Annotated in this window: 16 protein-coding genes; 10 read left to right on the top strand and 6 right to left on the bottom strand. The window is 63.6% G+C overall.

Annotation, left to right across the window (positions count from 1 at the left end; genetic code table 11):
- Positions 1 to 15 precede the first annotated feature (15 nt).
- Positions 16 to 2,694, bottom strand: coding sequence for an aminopeptidase N (gene pepN / locus ACF3ND_RS11905; protein WP_394060693.1), 2,679 nt, complete (start codon positions 2,692 to 2,694; stop codon positions 16 to 18).
- Positions 2,695 to 2,853: 159 nt separating this feature from the next.
- Between pepN and ACF3ND_RS11900 the strand changes: the two genes are divergently transcribed.
- Positions 2,854 to 3,501 (top strand): DUF4136 domain-containing protein, encoded by a 648-nt coding sequence (locus ACF3ND_RS11900; protein WP_394060691.1) that lies wholly within the window; start codon positions 2,854 to 2,856, stop codon positions 3,499 to 3,501.
- A 95-nt stretch (positions 3,502 to 3,596) separates the two neighbouring features.
- Here the strand turns inward: ACF3ND_RS11900 and ACF3ND_RS11895 are convergent, their stop codons facing one another.
- On the bottom strand, positions 3,597 to 3,944 hold the full coding sequence (locus ACF3ND_RS11895) for an H-NS family nucleoid-associated regulatory protein (protein ID WP_394060689.1): 348 nt from the start codon (positions 3,942 to 3,944) through the stop codon (positions 3,597 to 3,599).
- A gap of 527 nt (positions 3,945 to 4,471) precedes the next feature.
- On the opposite strand from ACF3ND_RS11895, the gene tldD reads away from it, so the two are divergent.
- The 6 genes from tldD to thpD all read left to right on the top strand — a co-directional run bounded on the left by tldD (position 4,472) and on the right by thpD (position 9,970).
- Complete coding sequence (tldD, locus tag ACF3ND_RS11890; RefSeq protein ID WP_394060687.1) at positions 4,472 to 5,932, top strand: metalloprotease TldD; 1,461 nt, start codon at positions 4,472 to 4,474, stop codon at positions 5,930 to 5,932.
- A gap of 222 nt (positions 5,933 to 6,154) precedes the next feature.
- Positions 6,155 to 6,682 carry a MarR family winged helix-turn-helix transcriptional regulator gene (locus ACF3ND_RS11885; protein WP_394060685.1) on the top strand — a complete coding sequence of 176 codons (528 nt, stop codon included), beginning with the start codon at positions 6,155 to 6,157 and terminating at the stop codon, positions 6,680 to 6,682.
- Complete coding sequence (ectA, locus tag ACF3ND_RS11880; RefSeq protein ID WP_394060683.1) at positions 6,679 to 7,233, top strand: diaminobutyrate acetyltransferase; 555 nt, start codon at positions 6,679 to 6,681, stop codon at positions 7,231 to 7,233. The genes ACF3ND_RS11885 and ectA overlap by 4 nt, the downstream gene beginning before the upstream one ends.
- 87 nt (positions 7,234 to 7,320) lie before the next feature.
- The gene (ectB, locus tag ACF3ND_RS11875) at positions 7,321 to 8,628 is read left to right on the top strand and encodes a diaminobutyrate--2-oxoglutarate transaminase (RefSeq protein WP_394060681.1); all 1,308 of its coding nucleotides are present in this window, start codon (positions 7,321 to 7,323) and stop codon (positions 8,626 to 8,628) included.
- Positions 8,628 to 9,023, top strand: a complete 396-nt coding sequence (locus tag ACF3ND_RS11870; protein ID WP_394060679.1) for an ectoine synthase — start codon at positions 8,628 to 8,630, stop codon at positions 9,021 to 9,023. The genes ectB and ACF3ND_RS11870 overlap by 1 nt, the downstream gene beginning before the upstream one ends.
- A 17-nt stretch (positions 9,024 to 9,040) precedes the next feature.
- The gene (thpD, locus tag ACF3ND_RS11865) at positions 9,041 to 9,970 is read left to right on the top strand and encodes an ectoine hydroxylase (protein ID WP_394060677.1); all 930 of its coding nucleotides are present in this window, start codon (positions 9,041 to 9,043) and stop codon (positions 9,968 to 9,970) included.
- A 340-nt stretch (positions 9,971 to 10,310) separates the two neighbouring features.
- Here the strand turns inward: thpD and ehuA are convergent, their stop codons facing one another.
- From ehuA to ehuB, 4 genes are all read right to left on the bottom strand, one after another.
- On the bottom strand, positions 10,311 to 11,099 hold the full coding sequence (gene ehuA / locus ACF3ND_RS11860) for an ectoine/hydroxyectoine ABC transporter ATP-binding protein EhuA (protein ID WP_394060675.1): 789 nt from the start codon (positions 11,097 to 11,099) through the stop codon (positions 10,311 to 10,313).
- Positions 11,096 to 11,788 (bottom strand): ectoine/hydroxyectoine ABC transporter permease subunit EhuD, encoded by a 693-nt coding sequence (gene ehuD, locus ACF3ND_RS11855; RefSeq protein WP_394060673.1) that lies wholly within the window; start codon positions 11,786 to 11,788, stop codon positions 11,096 to 11,098. The genes ehuA and ehuD overlap by 4 nt, the downstream gene beginning before the upstream one ends.
- 2 nt (positions 11,789 to 11,790) lie before the next feature.
- Positions 11,791 to 12,462: an ectoine/hydroxyectoine ABC transporter permease subunit EhuC gene (ehuC, locus tag ACF3ND_RS11850; protein ID WP_394060671.1), complete on the bottom strand. Its 672-nt coding sequence runs from the start codon at positions 12,460 to 12,462 to the stop codon at positions 11,791 to 11,793.
- 108 nt (positions 12,463 to 12,570) lie between these two features.
- Positions 12,571 to 13,434, bottom strand: coding sequence for an ectoine/hydroxyectoine ABC transporter substrate-binding protein EhuB (gene ehuB / locus ACF3ND_RS11845; RefSeq protein ID WP_394060669.1), 864 nt, complete (start codon positions 13,432 to 13,434; stop codon positions 12,571 to 12,573).
- A 513-nt stretch (positions 13,435 to 13,947) separates the two neighbouring features.
- Between ehuB and ACF3ND_RS11840 the strand changes: the two genes are divergently transcribed.
- From ACF3ND_RS11840 to aroG, 3 genes are all read left to right on the top strand, one after another.
- Positions 13,948 to 16,035, top strand: a complete 2,088-nt coding sequence (locus ACF3ND_RS11840; protein ID WP_394060667.1) for a carbon starvation CstA family protein — start codon at positions 13,948 to 13,950, stop codon at positions 16,033 to 16,035.
- Position 16,036: 1 nt separating this feature from the next.
- Positions 16,037 to 16,267, top strand: a complete 231-nt coding sequence (locus tag ACF3ND_RS11835) for a YbdD/YjiX family protein (RefSeq protein WP_394060665.1) — start codon at positions 16,037 to 16,039, stop codon at positions 16,265 to 16,267.
- Positions 16,268 to 16,744: 477 nt separating this feature from the next.
- A complete protein-coding gene (gene aroG / locus ACF3ND_RS11830) occupies positions 16,745 to 17,836 on the top strand; it encodes a 3-deoxy-7-phosphoheptulonate synthase AroG (protein ID WP_394060663.1) in 1,092 nt (363 codons plus the stop codon).
- Positions 17,837 to 17,875 lie beyond the last annotated feature (39 nt).

Genomic DNA, 17,875 nt, shown 5'->3' with positions numbered 1-17,875 from the left:
AGAGACTCCGGGTGATCAAAGGGTTAAAGCCTTGTGCACGATTTCGCCCACGTTGCCCGACAGGCCGGGCTCGGCCTGGATGCGTTCGAGCGCCGCCTTCAGACCGTCGCGGGCCTCGGGTTCGAAACGGGCCCAGTTGTCGAAGACGCGGGCCAGGCGGGCGGAGATTTCGGGGTTGAGCTTGTCCAGCGCGATGACCTGTTCGGCCCAGAAGTCGTAGCCTTCGGGGCTGTGCACGCCTTGCAGATTGTTGATGCAGAACTGGAAGATCAGCGAACGGGCACGATTGGGGTTGCGCAGCGAGAAGGCCGGGTGCAGCATCAGGGCGCGCGCCTGCGCGACCCCCGTGCTGGGCGCCGTGGCCTGCAGGGTGAACCAGCGGTCCAGCACCAGCGGGTTGTGCTGCCAGCGCTGGAAGAAGTCCTCCAGTCCGTCCTGGCGGTCCTCGGCGCTGCCGTAGTTGACCAGCACGCTGAGCGCGCCCATGCGGTCGGTCATGTTGGTGGCCTTGTCGTACTGGTTGCGGGCCAGTTGCGCCCCGGCGCTCACGCCGGCCGCCATCAGGTAGGCCAGCGCCAGGTTGCGCAGCGAGCGTGCGCCCGCCTGCATGGCGTCGGGGCTGTAGTCGGGCTGATCCAGGTTCAGGTACTGGTAGAGCTCCTGCCAATAAGGCGTCAGGGCCAGCCCCAGTTCCTTTTGTACGTGCAGGCGCGCCTGCACGATGGCGCGCGGGGTCATGGGCTGGGTCTGTTCCAGCAGCTCGCGCTCGCTGGGCAGGGCCAGAATGCGAGCCTTGTAGGCCGGGCTCAGGGCCGCGTCCTGCAGCAGGGCGTGCCAGGTCTGGACCAGCGTGGCCGATTGGGCCGGAGAGGGCGCGCGGCCGGCGGCGCGCGCCAGGATCAGGCGGGTGGCCAGCAATTGGGCGGCTTCCCAGCGGGCGAAGGGGTCCGGGTCGTGGCGCGCCAGCAGGGCCAGTTCCGCGTCGGGGCGGTAATATTCGATGCGCACCGGCGCCGAGAAATTGCGCAGCAGCGAAAGCACCGGAGTCTGGGGCACCTGGGTGAAGGTCCAGCTTTGTTCCTGCTCGGTGAAGTCCAGCACCAGCGTGTGCTCGCTGCGTCCGTCCAGATGCAGGGTCAGGGGACGGCCTTCCTGGTCCAGCATGCCCAGCGCGAACGGGATGTGCAGCGCAGGCTTGACCGCGGACTTGGGCTCGATGCCGACAGGCGGGTTGCTCTGGCGCAGGGTCAGCGTGCAGGTCCGGGAGGCCGGGTCGTGCTGCAGGCTGACACTCACGCGCGGCGTGCCGGCCTGCTCGTACCAGCGGCGGAACTGCGTCAGGTCCCGCCCTGGATGGCGCTCGCGGTAGACGCTGTCCATGGCGTCCACGAAGTCGTCGCAGGTGACGGCCTGGCCGTCGTGGCGGCGGAAGTATTCGCGCATGCCGGCCTGGAAGCCGTCCTCGCCCAGCAAGGTATGCTGCATGCGGATGACCTCGGCGCCTTTTTCGTACACGGTGGCCGTGTAGAAATTGCTGATCTCCTGGTAGCTCTCGGGACGGATGGGGTGGGCCATGGGGCCCGCGTCCTCGGGAAACTGGGCGGCGCGCAGCACGCTGACGTCGTCGATGCGCTTGACGGCGCGGGCGCTGGCCGCCTGCGCGCCGTCCAGGCCGTGCGCCAGCATGTCGCCGGAGAATTCCTGGTCGCGGAACACGGTCAGCCCTTCCTTCAGGGACAACTGGAACCAGTCGCGGCAGGTGACGCGGTTGCCGGTCCAGTTATGGAAGTACTCGTGGCCGATGACCGCCTCCACGGCGCGGAACGACGCATCCGTGGTGCTTTGCGGGTCCGCGAGCACATAGGCGGCGTTGAAGATGTTCAGGCCCTTGTTTTCCATGGCGCCCATGTTGAAGTCGCGCGCGGCGACGATCATGAAGCGGTCCAGGTCCAGGTCCAGCCCGAAGCGCTGTTCATCCCAGCGTACGGAATTCTCCAGGCACTGGATGGCCCATTCGGTCTTGTCGCCGTCGCCGCGGTCGCAATAGACCTGGAGAAGGGCGGGGCTGCCGTCGGCCTTGGAGATCGTGCGCTCGCGCAGGTCGAAATCCCCGGCCACCAGGGCGAAAAGATAGGAAGGCTTGGGGAATGGATCCTGCCAGGTCGCCTGGCGCCGGCCGTCCTCCAGCTCCACGGTGTGGAGCAGATTGCCGTTGGACAACAGGGTGGGGTAGCGGGCCGGGTCGGCGCGCAGCACCACTTCGTAGCGCGCCATGACATCGGGGCGGTCCGGGAAGAAGGTGATGCGGCGAAAACCCTGGGCTTCGCATTGGGTGAACAGGTGCTGGCCCGATACGTACAGGCCCATCAGGGACGTATTGTCCTTGGGGCGGCAACGGCTTACCAGCGCCACCTCCACCTCCGGCTTGCCCGGGTGCAGCGTCAGGGTTTGATCGGTCAGTTGATAATCCTGTGGCGCCAGGGCAACGCCATCGAGGCTCACGCTGAGCAGTTCTATGTCATCGCCGTCCAGGATCAGGGGAAGCGCCTGGCCGTTCAGGCTGCTGGCGCGGAACTGGAGGCTGACCTCGGTCTGCTCGGCCGCCAGGTCGAATTCCAGCCGGACCTGTTCGATGCGGTACGGGTAGGGCTGGTAATCCTGGCGGGAGATCGTGGGTAGGGTATCTGTGCGCATGTCATCCTGGTCCGACAATCAAAAAAGATTTGTCTATTGTAATGTTGTTTGAAGAGCCGGGCGGGCGGGGCGGCGGTAAACTAAATAGCCGCCTCGCTGTCCAAGCAAGGGCGGACTTGCGCTCCGGGCAGGGCCGGCGAAATTTCAAGGGCAAATGTCATGACTATTCTTTCCACAGCATTTTCCATGCGCGCCGCCCGCCTGGCGGCGCTGGCGCTGGTGGCGCTGGCGACCGGCTGCGCCGCGCCGAGCTGGTCCGCCAAGCTGACGCGCTACCAGCAATGGCCTGCCCAGACCAATGGCGAAACGTATCGATTGATGTCCACCGATGCACAGCGCGGCAATCTGCAATACCAGTCTTTCGCCGATTCGGTGCGCGCCGCCATAGGCGTGACCGGATTGGTGGAGGCCCAGGCCGGGGCGCCGGCTCGCTTCGTGGTGGAAATCGATTACGGCAATCCGCAGGAACAGAGCTGGGTGCCGCAATATGCGGATAGTTTTTACGGCCCCATGGGCTGGGGCATGGGGCGCGGCTACTTTGCGCCCAATGACGGCTGGGCAGGGGGATTTTTTTATTCTCCGCCCGTGGTCAATGTCCCGGTCACTCTCTATCGCAATTACCTGAATGTGGTGATCAGGGATAATCGCCAGCAGCAGGCCGAAGTCTATCGCGCAACGGCGGTCAGCTATAGCCAATCCGACAATCTGGCCGTGCAGATGCCATTTTTGTCCCAGGCCATATTTGACGGCTTCCCGGGCAATAACGGCCAGGTTATCGATATCGAGTATCAACTCCCCAAACGCTGAGGAGAAAAAAGCGTCTGCTTTAGCGCGGCGTCTTGAATAAACGAAAAAGGGACAGCATATGGAAGCTGTCCCTTTTTCGAGTGAGGCGGCCCGACTTACTTGATCAGGAAGTCGTCGCGGCTTTGGCCCTGGGCTTCGGCGTCGATGATCCAGCGCGGAGGGCGGCCGCGGCCGGTCCAGGTGTCCTGGGTGCCGGGATGGCGGTACTTGGGAGGCAGGCTGGCCTTGGGTTCGTTGGAGCCGGCGGAGGCACCGCGCTTGGAGGTTTTTTCCAGCGCTTCAGCCACTTCTTCGAGGGTGATCTCGTTGTCCTGCATGGACTTCACGATGGAAGCAATGACAGGACGGCGTTGTTTGACCTTCAGGGACTTCATCTGCTTTTGCAACCGCAGAATCTCTTTTTCTATCTTCTGCTTGGCAGAGCTGTAAGTTTCGACGGACATATGGGATTCCTGTTTGGTGATTGTAATTATCTGATAAACGCTGCCTTTGCCAGCTCATGTTTATCATGCGAAAACAGTGTACTTTGATTTTTTGAAAAATATAAGGGCTCGATGTAAAAAAATTAAGCCGTAATTCACGGCCTCGATTGTTCTTTGTAATCGAACTGTCAGTTTGCGTAATTACTTTGGCGGGGTGATTATTTATCCTGATCGGGGGCTATCATATTTTTGAATGGGTTTATATAAAAACGGTATAGCTATATAGAGTATTAATGTCTCAATACGATACGCGTTGCATTCATAATCACAAAATGTCGTAGCCGGTGTTTCACCGCGATGCGCCTGCCAATCGAGGGCCTGGCCCGCGCGGGGCGCGGGCGCGATCATGAGCCATCGCGCGCAGCGGCGCATTCTGTTTTAATGCAGTGGTGGACACAGTCCGGACGACGTTCATCGCGCCGGCCCGGCGAAAATGATTCGACCCTTGCGCATGACTGCCGCAACGGGTTTGCCAGTAGGAATACATAATGAAGCTTGTTGATCCCGCCATCGATGCCTTGGCGTGCGCCCGCGGCCTGTTGCTGGAGCCCTGGGGCCTGAATGAAACCCATCTGTCCAGTGCGCTGGGCGAAATCCTGACCCATCAGGCGGACTATGCCGACCTGTATTTCCAGTACACCCGCAGCGAAGGCTGGAGCCTGGACGAGGGCATCGTCAAGAGCGGCAGCTTTTCCATCGAACAGGGCGTGGGCGTGCGCGCGCTCAGCGGCGAGAAGACCGCTTTCGCCTATTCCGATTCCATCAGCCAGGACGCGCTGCTGTCTTCGGCCCGCGTGGTGCGGTCCATCGCGCGCCAGGGCGGCAATGGCAAGAGCGGCGTGCTGGTGCCCTCCAGGCTGACGCGGCCCGCCCTGTATACCGGCGCCGATCCCATCAGCAGCCTGTCGGCGCCGGACAAGGTCGCCCTGCTGGGTCGGCTGGAGGCGCTGGCGCGCGCGGCCGATCCGCGCGTGATCCAGGTGATGGCCAGCCTGGGTGCCGAGTACGACGTGGTGCTGGTGGCCGGCAGCGACGGCCGCCTGGCTGCCGACGTGCGCCCGCTGGTGCATCTGTCCCTGTCCATCATCGTCGAGCAGAACGGGCGCCGCGAGCGCGGCTCGGCTTCGGGCGGCGGACGCGTGGACCTGTCCTATTTCTCGGACGAGCTGCTGCGCAGCTATGTGGACAAGGCCGTGCGCTCGGCCATGACCAATCTGGAAGCGCGCCCCGCGCCCGCGGGCCGGATGACCGTGGTGCTGGGCCCCGGCTGGCCGGGCGTGATGCTGCACGAAGCCGTGGGCCACGGCCTGGAGGGCGACTTCAACCGGCGCGGCAGCAGCCTGTTCTCGGGCCGCATCGGCGAGCGGGTGGCCTCCAAGGGCGTCACCGTGGTCGATGACGGCACGCTGGCCAATCGCCGCGGCTCGCTCAATATCGACGACGAAGGCAACCAGACCCAGCGCACCGTCCTGATCGAGGACGGCATCCTGAAGGGCTATCTGCAGGATACGCACAATGCGCGCCTGATGGGCGCCGCCGTCACCGGCAACGGCCGGCGCGAATCCTATTCCAGCCTGCCCATGCCGCGCATGACCAACACCTTCATGCTCGGCGGCGACAAGGACCCGCAGGAGATCATCGCCTCGGTCAAGAAAGGCTTGTATGCCGTGGACTTCGGCGGCGGCCAGGTGGACATCACCAGCGGCAAGTTCGTGTTCTCGGCTTCGGAAGCCTGGGTCATCGAGAACGGCAAGCTGATGTATCCCGTCAAGGGCGCCACCCTGATCGGCAACGGACCGGACGCCATGAACCAGGTCAGCATGATAGGCAACGACATGCAGCTCGACCCCGGCGTGGGCACCTGCGGCAAGGAAGGGCAGAGCGTGCCCGTGGGCGTGGGCATACCCACGGTCCGCATGGAGAACCTGACCGTCGGCGGGACCGCCTGAGGCCAGGGTGGCGCAGACCGGAAAAGAACCTGCCCTCGGGCAGGTTTTTTTTGTCCGTGCGCAGCCGCTGGCGCGCGGGCGCCTGAAATCGCCGTGCTAGCGCATGCGCCAATCTGTTTCCAGGTGTATCCTGCCGACCAAACTCGTTTGACTTACACCTTTACTGATCCTATGATTTCAACACGAATGAATCGTGCTGAATTATTTTGTTTGGCTAATTAAATGACTACTGATCAACAATACGACCTGCGCATCCTGCGGGCCCTGCGCCGTATTACCCGCTCGATCGCCCTGCATTCCCGTCAGCTGGCCGCCTACAGCAACATCACGGCGCCGCAGCTGATCTGCCTGCGCACGATCATCGAAAAAGGTCCGCTGACCGCCACCGCCATCAGCCGCGAGATGCATGTCAGCCCCAGCACGGTGGTCGGCATCCTGGACCGCCTGGAAGACAAGAAACTGGTGCTGCGCGAGCGCGGTCGCGAGGATCGTCGCATCGTATTCGTCAGCGCCACTCCCGAAGGCCTGGAACTGGCGCGAGACACGCCTTCGCCTCTGCAAAAGAAACTGGCCGATGCCTTGAAGGAGCTGCCCGAGCTGGAGCAGGCCACCATGACCCTGTCGCTGGAGCGCATCGTCCGCTTGATTGACTCAGACCCGGAATCGCCCATGGAGGCGGGGGATTCCGTGTCGCCGATACTGGAGGTCCCGGAGGGAGACGTGCCCCCTGAATCCGGGCTAGTGGTTTGACTGCATACGCCGAATCATCCCTCTCATCCACAGCGGCCTCGGCGGGGCCCGCCGCTCCGGGCGCAGGCCCGACGCTGCGGGCTCCCCAAGCACAGGATGCCGCCGCCATCCATCAGCTGATCGCAGAGTGCCCGCCTCTGGATCTCAATTCCGTCTATGTCTACCTGCTGCTTTGCGAGCATTTCCGCCGGACCTGCGTGGTCGCGGAGCGAGGCGGCCGGGTGGACGGCTTCATTTCCGCCTATTTCCTGCCCGAGCAGCCCGATGTGCTGTTCGTCTGGCAAGTCGCCGTACACGAACGCGCCCGCGGCCAGCGTCTTGCCCAGGCCATGCTGGGTCACCTGAAACAGCGTCTGGCCAGCGACCGGATCCGTTTCCTGGAGACCACGGTCAGCCCGGACAACCAGGCCTCGCGCGGCTTGTTCAAGGCCATGGCGCGGCGCTGGCAGGCGCCGTTGCAGGAGCAGGAATTCTTTCAATCAACGTTGTTCGGCCGGCAGGCCCACGACGCTGAACCTCTGTTACGAATCGGTCCCTTCGGCGCCGCCTGAAGGGGTCCCTACGCAACAGGACGTTCAAGCCTGCGCTGCGCGAGCAGCCGGCTCGAGGAGGGGCGTCCTACAACCAGGAGAGGAAACATGACTGACTTAAGAATATTCGACCGGATGGAGTCCGAAGTCAGAGGCTACGTCCGGTCCTTCCCGGTCATCTTCAACAAGGCGCGAGGCTCCTTGCTGGAAGATGAGAGCGGCCGGCAGTACATCGATTTTTTCAGTGGCGCCGGCACGCTCAATTATGGCCACAACAACCCCCACCTGAAAGAAAAGCTGATCGAGTACCTGAACACCGACGGCGTCGTGCACGGCCTGGACATGGCCACCAGCGCCAAGAAGTACTTCCTGGAGACGGTGGACCGGGTGCTGCTCAAGCCGCGCGGCTGGAACTACCGGCTGCAGTTCACCGGCCCCACGGGCACCAATGCCGTCGAGGCGGCGCTCAAGCTGGCGCGCCAGGTCAAGGGGCGGCAGAACATCATTTCCTTCACGCATGGTTTCCACGGCGTCAGCACGGGTTCCCTGGCGGCGACCGCCAATTCCAAGTTCCGTCGCGCGGCCGGCGTCGCGCTGGGCAACACCACCTTCATGCCCTATGACGGTTATCTCGGACCGGACGTCAACACCATGGCCTACCTCGAGCGCATGCTGGAAGATCCCAGCAGCGGCCTGGATCATCCAGCGGCTGTCATCGTGGAAACCGTGCAGGGTGAAGGAGGCGTGAACGTGGCCACGCAGCGCTGGCTGCGCGAACTGCAGCGCCTGTGCCGCGAACACGACATGCTGCTCATCGTGGACGACATCCAGGTCGGCTGCGGGCGTACGGGCCGCTTCTTCAGCTTCGAGCAGGCCGGCATCAGCCCCGACATCATCACGCTGTCCAAGTCGCTGTCGGGCTTCGGCCTGCCCATGTCGCTGGTGCTGCTGCGTCCCGAGCTGGACATCTGGAAGCCCGGTGCGCACAACGGCACCTTCCGCGGCAACAACCTGGCTTTCGTCACGGCGGCCCAGGCGCTGGAGACCTACTGGGCGGACGACGCCTTCGAGGCCGAAGTCCAGGCCAAGGAGCGCCAGGTGCGCGACTGGCTGGAGAATCTGGTGCACAGCTACCCCGACACGGGCTTGAGCGTGCGCGGACGCGGGCTGATCCAGGGCCTGGCCACGCCGGCAGGCGAGGGCCTGGCCAACAAGATCGCCGCCCAGGCTTTCGAACACGGACTGGTCGTCGAGACGTCCGGAGCCCACGACGAGGTGCTCAAGCTGCTGCCGGCCCTGACCATCAGCGGCGAGGAGCTCGCACAAGGGCTGAACATCATTGAACGCAGCGTGGCGCAATGCCTGTCGCGGCGCGGCGCCAAGGCACGTGTACTGAAAATGGGAGGAGCACGCTGATGCTGGTCAAGAACGTACAGGATGTGATTGGAACGAGCGACGAAGTTCGCACCGACAACTGGGTCAGCCGCCGCGTGCTGCTCAAGAAGGACGGCATGGGTTTTTCCTTCCATGAGACCGTCATCTTCCCGGGCACTGAAACGCATATCCACTACCAGAACCACCTGGAGGCGGTCTGGTGCGTGGAGGGCGATGGCGAGATCGAGACCATCGCCGACGGCAAGAAGTATGCCCTGGGCCCGGGCGTGGTCTACGCGCTGGACCAGCACGATGAACATTGGCTGCGCGGCGGCGAGAAGCCGCTGCGCGTGATCTGCGTCTTCAACCCGCCCCTGACCGGGCAGGAGGTGCACGATGCCGAGGGCGTCTACCCCTTGGTGTCGGACGCCACGTAAGCAAGTAGGAGGTCATCATGACAGTGACTATGACGGATCCGTATGCATCGCGCACCGAACGGGGCGCGGCCATCGTCAGCCGCCAGGAGCCCGTGGTGTATGACACGCCGGTGGGCAGTTGCCCGCTGGCCGCGGGCCAGTTGCAGGAATACGAGGAGAACGGCTTCCTGCTGCTGCCGGACCTGTTTTCCGCACAGGAGGTCCAGGCCCTGCTGGGCGAGGTCGAAGCCATGAGCGTCGACCCGGCCATCCTGGAGCGCGAGGAAGCGGTCGTGGAAAAGGGCAGCAAGGCCGTGCGCTCGATCTTCCGGGTCCACGAACTGAGCCCCTTGATCGCCCGCCTGGTGCGCGATCCGCGCGTGCTGGACGTGGCTCGCCAGATACTGGGCTCCGAGGTCTACGTGCACCAGTCGCGCGCCAACCTCAAGCCCGGCTTCAAGGGCAAGGAATTCTACTGGCATTCGGACTTCGAGACCTGGCACGTGGAAGACGGCATGCCGCAGATGCGGGCCCTGAGCTGCTCGGTGCTGCTGACGGACAACAATGCCTGCAACGGGCCGCTGATGCTGGTGCCCGGTTCGCACCGCCAGTTCGTCTCCTGCGAAGGGGTTACGCCCGACAAGCACTACAAGGAGTCCTTGCGCAAGCAGGAGTACGGCGTGCCCGATCCCATCAGCCTGCGCCTGCTGGTGGACAAGGGCGGCATCGAGGCCATCACGGCCAAGGCCGGCTCGGTGATCTTCTTTGACTGCAACACCATGCACGGTTCGGCCAGCAATATCTCGCCCTGGCCGCGCGCCAACGTGTTCACGGTATACAACAGCATGGAAAACTGCGTGCAGGATCCCAAGTACGGCCTGGATCCCCGGCCCGAACACGTCGCCACGCGCGGGCGCTTTCCCGTGCTGGAGCCGCTGCAAGGCCGCTTGCTGGACGGGCAAGGCTAGGCTGGACCGTTGAATGCGGCGCCCCTTGGGAGTTTTCTCCCAAGGGGCGTTTTCTATGTCAGCAACTGAACGGAAAGGTCAGCCGGGGCGACAGCGCCCGGCCTTGTGCATCGACCAGGCGGCAGGGGGGAGGGGGGCGTGGGCGGTGTCTTTCCGGATGTCAACTGGCGCCGACCGTGGCGATAGGCCGCGTAAGCGGCGACCGTGTCGCCCAGGGACACCGGCCCCATGGATTCGCAGGCGACCTGTCTGGCTGCGGACTGGCTTCGGAAGACATGGCGTGCGGAGCCATCCGGCTGCGCGAGGGCGCGCACATCCCGGCCCCTTGCCCGCAAGACGCTCACGAAGGCTTGATGAAGTTGCCCAGGAACTCCTGCGTGCGCGCTTGCTGCGGATGCGTGAACAGTTCCTCGGGCGGGCCGGACTCCACGATGACGCCTTTGTCGAAGAAGCAGACGCGGTCCGAAACTTCCTTGGCGAACTGCATCTCGTGCGTGACCAGGAGAATGGTCAGGTCATGTTCTTCGGCCAGTTTCTGGATGACGCCCAGCACTTCGCCGACCAGCTCGGGGTCCAGTGCGGACGTGGGCTCGTCGAACAGCATGATGTTGGGCCGCATGGCCAGCGCGCGGGCGATGCCCACGCGTTGCTGCTGGCCGCCGGAGAGCTGGCTGGGGAACTTGTCGGCGTGGTCGATCAATCCCACCAGCTCCAGGTACTCCTCGGCGCGTTCGCGGGCCTCCTGCCTGGACAGGCCCAGCACATGGGTGGGAGCCTCGGTCACATTGCGCATCACCGACATGTGGGGAAACAGATTGAACTGCTGGAACACCATGCCCATTTCCTTGCGCATCTCGCGCAGGTGGGCGTCGCCGGCGGGCACCAGGCCGCCGTTGACTTGTTCGTGCCACAGCGGCCGCCCGGCCACGGTGATGACGCCGTCGTCGATGTTCTCCAGCGTCATCAGGATGCGCAGCACCGTGGACTTGCCCGAGCCGGACGGGCCAATGATGGTGACCTTCTCGCCGCGCCGCACCTCGAAGTTCAGGGAGTCGAGCACGGTCACGTCGCCGAATTTCTTGGTGACCTGGTCGAACTGGATGATGGGGGATTCGTTCGGGGTATTCATCGTAGCGGGATTCCTTGTTTGGGCAGGCGGGTGTCCAGGGCGCGCACGCCGGCCGAGGCCAGCAGCGTCATGATCAGGTACAGGCCGCCCACCATGGACAGGGGGATGATGTAGTTGAACGTGCGATCGCCGATGATCTTGGCCACGTTCAGCATCTCCAGCACCGAGACGACCGACAGCACGGGCACGTCCTTCATGATGGAGACCAGGTAGTTGCCCATGGCCGGTATGATGCGCGGGATGGCCTGGGGCAGGATGATCACTGCGAAGGTGCGCAGCGGCGACAGGTCCAGGGCGCGGGCCGCCTCGGTCTGGCCATGGGTGACGGACTCCAGGCCGGCGCGATAGACCTCGGACAGATAGGCGCTGTACTGCACGCCCAGGGCCAGCGCTCCGGTCAGGAAGGCGGGCAGCACGATGCCGTAGTCCGGCAGCACGTAGTACAGAAAGAACAACTGCACCAGCAGGGGCGTGTCGCGCAGGAACTCGGTGAAGACGTAGGCCGGCCAGGAAATGAGGCGCAGGCGCACGCTCTTGAGTCCGGCCAGCGCCAGGCCCAGCGCGGCGGCCACCAGAAAACCCACGACAGTGGCCTGCACCGTCACCCACAGGCCCTTGAGCAGGATGGGCAGGATGGAGACGGCGAAGGCCCAGTTGCTGCTGGTGTCCCATTCAATGCCGAACAACATGATCAGCTCCTTCCGGCGCGCCACCGTCCGGTGGAGCGCTCGAGCAGTTTCATCAGGGCGGTCAGCACCAGCGCCATGCCGAAGTACATCAGCAGGAGCAGGGTGTAGATGGTGGTGCTGTCCTGGGTGAAGTTGCGTATCTGCTCGGCCCGGAACGCCAGGTCGCTCAGGCTGATCAGCGACACCAGGGCGGTGTCCTTCAGATTCTGCACGGCCAGGTTGCCGAAGCTGGGCATCATTTCGGGAACGGCCTGCGGCAGGCTGATGCGCCAGAGGGTCTGGCGTTCCGTGAAGTCCAGCGCCCTGGCGGCTTCCAGTTGCGAGTGCGGCACCGCCTGGATGGCGCCGCGCACGACTTCGGCCCCGTAGGCGCCGATGTTCAGGCTCAGGGCCAGCGTGCCGGCCACCACCGGGTGCAGGCGCAGGTCCAGGCCGACGGCCTCGCCCAGGATGGGCAGGGCGAAGTAGAGCCAGAACAGCTGCACCAGCAGGGAGGTGCCGCGAAAGACTTCGATGAAGGCGATGGACAGGGCGCGCAGGCCGATGTTGCGCGACAGCTTGCCGATGCCGAAGGCAAAGGACAAGAGGCCGCCCAGCACCGTGGAGTAGGCCGTCAGCTTGACGGTGACCCACGCGCCTTCCAGCAGGGGAGTGCTATAGCTTAACCAATCCATAGGGGAACCCAGAGAAGGCCGGGGAGCGCGCCGGCGGCGCGCCGCCCGTCCGGATGGCGGGAGAAAGAGAGTCGGCGGAGCCGGGCGGCTGCGCGCGGCGGTGAATGCTTAGCCCTTGCAGAGCTGCTCGGTGCTCTTCTCGAAGGAGTGCTTGGCATCTTCGTCGGTGAAGCCATAGTTAGCCAGGATGGCCTTCCATTCGTCGGTCTTCTTGAACTCGGCCAGTTCCTTGTTGACCGCGTCGCGCAGGTCCTGCGAATCCGAGGCGAAGGCGAAGCCGCCCCAGCTGCGCACCGGGTTGCCGTTGATGATGGGGTCCTTGAACTCCGCGGCCAGCTCGGTCTTGCCGCCGCTCTTGGAGGCCAGGTCGTTGACGGTCAGGCCGGTGGCGGCATAGGCGTCGGCGCGGCCCGTGGCCACGGTGGAGATGGCGTCCGCATTGTTGGAGATGGTGACCATGCGGCTGTCGGGCACGCCCAGCGCCTGCATCATCTCCAGCTGGTCGGCGCCGGCCATGATGGCGATCTTGTGCTCCGTCTTGGCAAAGTCCTCGTAGGAATGGATGTTCTTGGGATTGCCCTTGGCCACCAGCAAGCCTTCGCCGTAGGAGCTATTGGGTTCGGAGAACAGAATTTGCTGGCAGCGCTGCGGCAGGATCGCCATCTCGGCGGCCACCATGTCGAAGCGCTTGGCCTGCAGGCCGGGGATCAGCGAACCGAAATTGGCCGTCTCCCAGGTGATGTCCTTGATTCCCAGGCGTTCCATGACGGCTTTGGCCACATCGGGCCCGGCGCCCTTGGCCTGGCCGGACATATCCATATAGCCATAGGGGATCTCGTTGGCGACCGCGATGCGGATGGACCCGCGTTTTTGCACGTCGGCCAGCGAGACGGCATGTGCGCCGGCCATGATACCCAGGCAGCCGGCCAGGGTTCCGGCCAGAACAGAAAGCGGTTTGAACCTTGTTTTCATGAGCATTTCCTTTTCTGGTGCAAATCATTCTTCAAAAAAATGATTTGCATTACAAAAGATTTACCGAGAAATCATACTTCATAAAAACATTTGTACTCAAATTAATTTAATGGAAACTATCGCTCTCATGCTCTGCCTAGAAATCATCAATGAATCTGACGCGCGCCATGCGGCTCCGCTGCCGTGCCCAGGGCCGCTGTTTTTGCTATGCTTTGCTGCAGAGTCTGGCGTGGACGCTCCTGCGTCGCCCGGGCTCGGCAGCATCCAGATCGTTTCAGTGGTTAGCGCCGCTTGCAGGCGGCTGCACCGTTTTTTTTGCGGCGTGCGAATGCACGCCGCAAGCAACATGCCGACAAGGGTCGGATCCGTCCCCACCCGGGCCGGGCAGACCACGAGGCGCGAGCCGTTTAGAGCTGCGGCCGCGGCATCGGTTCGGCATGTCGTCCGGCTCCCGTGGAAACGGGCGCGGGCCGGCAGGCGGCAGCTCTACTAACGCTAAATCGTGGAGGCTCTATGAGCAGAGAAGAGGGCGGTTTCATCAAACGGCATCTGATCTGGGTGCTGATCGCTTTGTTGGGGGCGTTTGCCCTGGGGACCGTGGCCTTGCACAGGGGCGAGACCATCAACGCCCTGTGGATCGTGGTGGCGGCGGTCTGCGTCTACCTGATCGCCTACCGGTACTACAGCCGCTTCATCGCGCGCAAGGTGTTCGAGCTGGACGCCACGCGCCTGACGCCGGCCTGGCGCCACAACGACGGCCTGGACTACGTGCCCACCAACAAGCATGTCCTTTTCGGGCATCATTTCGCGGCGATCGCCGGGGCGGGGCCGCTGGTCGGGCCGGTGCTGGCGGCGCAGATGGGGTATCTGCCCGGCATGCTCTGGATCCTGGCCGGTGTGGTGTTCGCCGGCGCGGTCCAGGATTTCACCGTCCTGTTCATTTCCATGCGTCGCGACGGGCGTTCGCTGGGCGACCTGATCAAGGCCGAGCTGGGCAGCGTGCCCGGCGTCATCGCGCTGTTCGGCGCCTTCATGATCATGGTGATCATCCTGGCGGTGCTGGCCCTGATCGTGGTCAAGGCCCTGATCGGTTCGCCCTGGGGCACCTTCACGGTCGTGGCGACCATCCCGCTGGCCATCTTCATGGGCATCTACCTGCGCTACCTGCGGCCCGGCCGCATCGGCGAAGTGTCCGTCATCGGCCTGGTCTTTCTGCTGGGCGCCATCGTCTACGGCCAGGACGTGGCCGCCCATCCCACCTGGGGGCCGTTCTTCACGCTGGACGGCGTGGAGCTGACCTGGGCCCTGATCATCTACGGCTTCATCGCCGCCGTGCTGCCGGTGTGGCTGCTGCTGGCGCCGCGCGACTACCTGTCCACCTTCCTCAAGGTGGGCACCATCGTGGGCCTGGCGATCGGCATCCTGATCGTCGCCCCCCACATGAAGATGCCTTCCACCACGCAGTTCATCGACGGCACCGGGCCGGTCTGGTCGGGCAGCCTGTTCCCCTTCCTGTTCATCACCATCGCCTGCGGCGCGGTGTCGGGCTTTCACGCCCTGATCTCCTCGGGCACCACGCCCAAGATGATCGAGAACGAAACCCAGGCGCGCTACATCGGCTACGGCGGCATGCTGATGGAGTCCTTCGTGGCCATCATGGCCCTGGTGGCCGCCTGCGTCATCGAACCCGGCATCTATTACGCCATGAACAGCCCCGCGGCTATCATCGGCACCACGCCCGAGCAGGCGGCGCAGGTGGTCTCGAGCTGGGGCTTCGTGGTGACGCCCGCCGACCTGACCCAGATGGCCAGCAACGTGGGCGAGAGCAGCATCATCTCGCGCGCGGGCGGCGCCCCCACGCTGGCGGTGGGCATGGCCTACATCCTGCACAACGTCATCGGCGGTCCCGCCATGATGAGCTTCTGGTATCACTTCGCCATCCTGTTCGAGGCCTTGTTCATCCTGACGGCGGTGGACGCCGGCACGCGGGCAGGGCGTTTCATGCTGCAGGATCTGCTGGGCACCTTCGTGCCCAGCCTGCGCCAGACCGAGTCGCTGGTGGCCAATCTGATCGCCACGTCCCTGTGCGTGGCGGCCTGGGGCTACTTCCTGTATCAGGGCGTGGTCGATCCGCTGGGCGGCATCAATACGCTCTGGCCGCTGTTCGGCATTGCCAACCAGATGCTGGCCGCGGTGGCGCTGGTGCTGGGCACCGTGGTGCTCTTCAAGATGAAGAAAGACCGCTACGCCTGGGTCACCGTGCTGCCCACGCTCTGGCTGCTGATCTGCACCCTGACCGCGGGCCTGCAGAAGATGTTCCATCCCGATCCCAAGATCGGCTTCCTGGCCCATGCCAAGGTGTACCAGAAGGGCCTGGCCGAGCAGATGGTGATGGCGCCGGCCAAGTCGCTGGAACAGATGAGCCAGGTGATCTTCAACGATTACGTCAACGCCTCCTTGTGCGGCCTGTTCGTCTTTGTGGTGTTGAGCATGGTGTTCTTTGGCATACGCTGCGTGCTGCGGGCCCGCCGGGACGCCGTGCCGCACACGGCCGAAACCCCCTACGAGCCGCTGCCCCAGCAGGCGGCGGCGGGAGCCTGACATGAAAGGACTGTTCACCGGCGCCCTGTCGCGCAGCGCCCAGGCAGGGCGCGATACCGGACGCTATCTGGCCACGACGCTGCGGCTGATGGTGGGCGTGCCGGACTACGACGCTTATCTGGAGCATATGCGCCGCAATCATCCGGAGCAGACGCCCATGGATTACCCGACGTTCTTCCGGGAGCGTCAGCAGGCCCGCTACGGCGGGCGGGGGCGCATTGGCTGCTGCTGAAGATCGGCCCGGCTTGCAGCGTTCCTGCCTGCCGGGCGCCGCGCGGCACCCGTCCGATGGGCGGGTGTTGCCGCAAAAACAACAGGACAATCGCAATGAGATGGATTCTCCTTGATTTTCCTGAAAACTCGAAACAAAAGGGCCTTTAAAAAAACCAAAACGAAACATTCATTTCGTTATTGTGTATTTTATACAGTAAATTCGATATGAATATTCTGTCAGTCGCCATATTTTTATGACGTTCTTGCTGAAATCCTTGGCAGGCTCCGAAAAACTGTGTTAGGATTTTTCCCATGAAGCAAGCAACCCCATTCTTCTACTTTTACTTTTACGCTTTTCCAATGCCGCTGGTGGAGGAAAGGACGGGTTGCACCAAACGAAAGTAAGCCCAAAATCCTGAAAAAAGCCGCCAGCATCGTCCGGGCGGCTTTTTTTTCGCCTGCCCCCCGGCCCTGGCAAAACTACTGGAGTAACGTCGTGTCGCACAATACTGATGATTTACGGATCCGTGAGATCAAGGAACTCTCGCCCCCATCGCACGTCATGCGCGAGTTCCCTTGCACGTCCGAAGTATCGGCCACGGTCCACAACGCGCGCCGCAGCATCCACAAGGTCCTGCACGAGCAGGACGACCGCCTGGTCGTCATCGTCGGCCCGTGTTCCATCCACGATACCGAAGCCGCGCTGGACTACGCCCGCCGCCTGACGGTCGAGCGCAAGCGCTTTGCTTCCGAACTGGAAATCGTGATGCGCGTCTACTTCGAGAAGCCTCGCACCACCGTGGGCTGGAAGGGCTTGATCAATGATCCGCACCTGGATGGCAGCTTCAACATCAACCAGGGCCTGCGCACCGCGCGCGAGCTGCTGCTGGCGGTGAACCAGCTGGACCTGCCCGCCGGCTGCGAATTCCTGGACATGATCACGCCGCAGTACATCGCCGACCTGGTGTCCTGGGGCGCCATCGGCGCGCGCACCACGGAAAGCCAGGTGCACCGCGAGCTGTCGTCGGGGCTGTCCTGCCCGGTCGGCTTCAAGAACGGCACCGACGGCAACATCCGCATCGCGCTGGACGCCATCAAGGCGGCTTCCCAGCCGCACCATTTCCTGTCCGTGACCAAGGGCGGCCATTCGGCCATCGTGTCCACGGTGGGCAACAACGACTGCCATGTGATCCTGCGCGGCGGCAAGACGCCCAACTACGATGCCGAAAACGTGGAGGCGACCAGCCAGGCCATGGTCAAGGCCGGCATGATCCCGCGCGTGATGATCGACGCCAGCCATGCCAACAGCAACAAGGACTACCGTCGCCAGCCTGAAGTCCTGGCCGACGTGGCGGGCCAGATCGCCAAGGGCGATGCGCGCATCTTCGGCGTGATGATCGAAAGCCACCTGGTGGGCGGCCGCCAGGATCTGGTCAACGGCTGCGCCCTGACCTACGGCCAGAGCATTACCGACGGCTGCATAGGCTGGGACGACACCGTCGCCGTGCTGGAGCAGCTGGCCCAGGCGGTCAAGGACCGCCGCCAGGCGCGGGTGAAGCTTGAAGAGGCGGCGCTGAGCCACTCATAATAGCGTTTTGCTCGTTTCTAGGAATCGCCATGACCACAC

Origin of the sequence: Alcaligenes sp. WGS1538, from assembly GCF_043187505.1 — a bacterium.
In the GTDB taxonomy this organism is placed as follows: domain Bacteria; phylum Pseudomonadota; class Gammaproteobacteria; order Burkholderiales; family Burkholderiaceae_B; genus Alcaligenes.
This window is presented reverse-complemented; position numbering and strand designations above follow the sequence as displayed.

What these genes read in the sequence shown, in the direction of transcription:
- ACF3ND_RS11870 (WP_394060679.1), top strand. Translation starts at nt 8,628, where the DNA reads ATGCTGGTCAAGAACGTACAGGATGTGATTGGAACGAGCGACGAAGTT.
- ACF3ND_RS11885 (WP_394060685.1), top strand. Translation starts at nt 6,155, where the DNA reads ATGACTACTGATCAACAATACGACCTGCGCATCCTGCGGGCCCTGCGC.
- ACF3ND_RS11900 (WP_394060691.1), top strand. Translation starts at nt 2,854, where the DNA reads ATGACTATTCTTTCCACAGCATTTTCCATGCGCGCCGCCCGCCTGGCG.
- pepN (WP_394060693.1), bottom strand. Translation starts at nt 2,694, where the DNA reads ATGCGCACAGATACCCTACCCACGATCTCCCGCCAGGATTACCAGCCC.
- ACF3ND_RS11840 (WP_394060667.1), top strand. Translation starts at nt 13,948, where the DNA reads ATGAGCAGAGAAGAGGGCGGTTTCATCAAACGGCATCTGATCTGGGTG.
- ehuD (WP_394060673.1), bottom strand. Translation starts at nt 11,788, where the DNA reads ATGTTGTTCGGCATTGAATGGGACACCAGCAGCAACTGGGCCTTCGCC.
- ehuA (WP_394060675.1), bottom strand. Translation starts at nt 11,099, where the DNA reads ATGAATACCCCGAACGAATCCCCCATCATCCAGTTCGACCAGGTCACC.
- ehuB (WP_394060669.1), bottom strand. Translation starts at nt 13,434, where the DNA reads ATGAAAACAAGGTTCAAACCGCTTTCTGTTCTGGCCGGAACCCTGGCC.
- ACF3ND_RS11895 (WP_394060689.1), bottom strand. Translation starts at nt 3,944, where the DNA reads ATGTCCGTCGAAACTTACAGCTCTGCCAAGCAGAAGATAGAAAAAGAG.
- ectB (WP_394060681.1), top strand. Translation starts at nt 7,321, where the DNA reads ATGACTGACTTAAGAATATTCGACCGGATGGAGTCCGAAGTCAGAGGC.
- thpD (WP_394060677.1), top strand. Translation starts at nt 9,041, where the DNA reads ATGACAGTGACTATGACGGATCCGTATGCATCGCGCACCGAACGGGGC.
- ACF3ND_RS11835 (WP_394060665.1), top strand. Translation starts at nt 16,037, where the DNA reads ATGAAAGGACTGTTCACCGGCGCCCTGTCGCGCAGCGCCCAGGCAGGG.
- ehuC (WP_394060671.1), bottom strand. Translation starts at nt 12,462, where the DNA reads ATGGATTGGTTAAGCTATAGCACTCCCCTGCTGGAAGGCGCGTGGGTC.
- tldD (WP_394060687.1), top strand. Translation starts at nt 4,472, where the DNA reads ATGAAGCTTGTTGATCCCGCCATCGATGCCTTGGCGTGCGCCCGCGGC.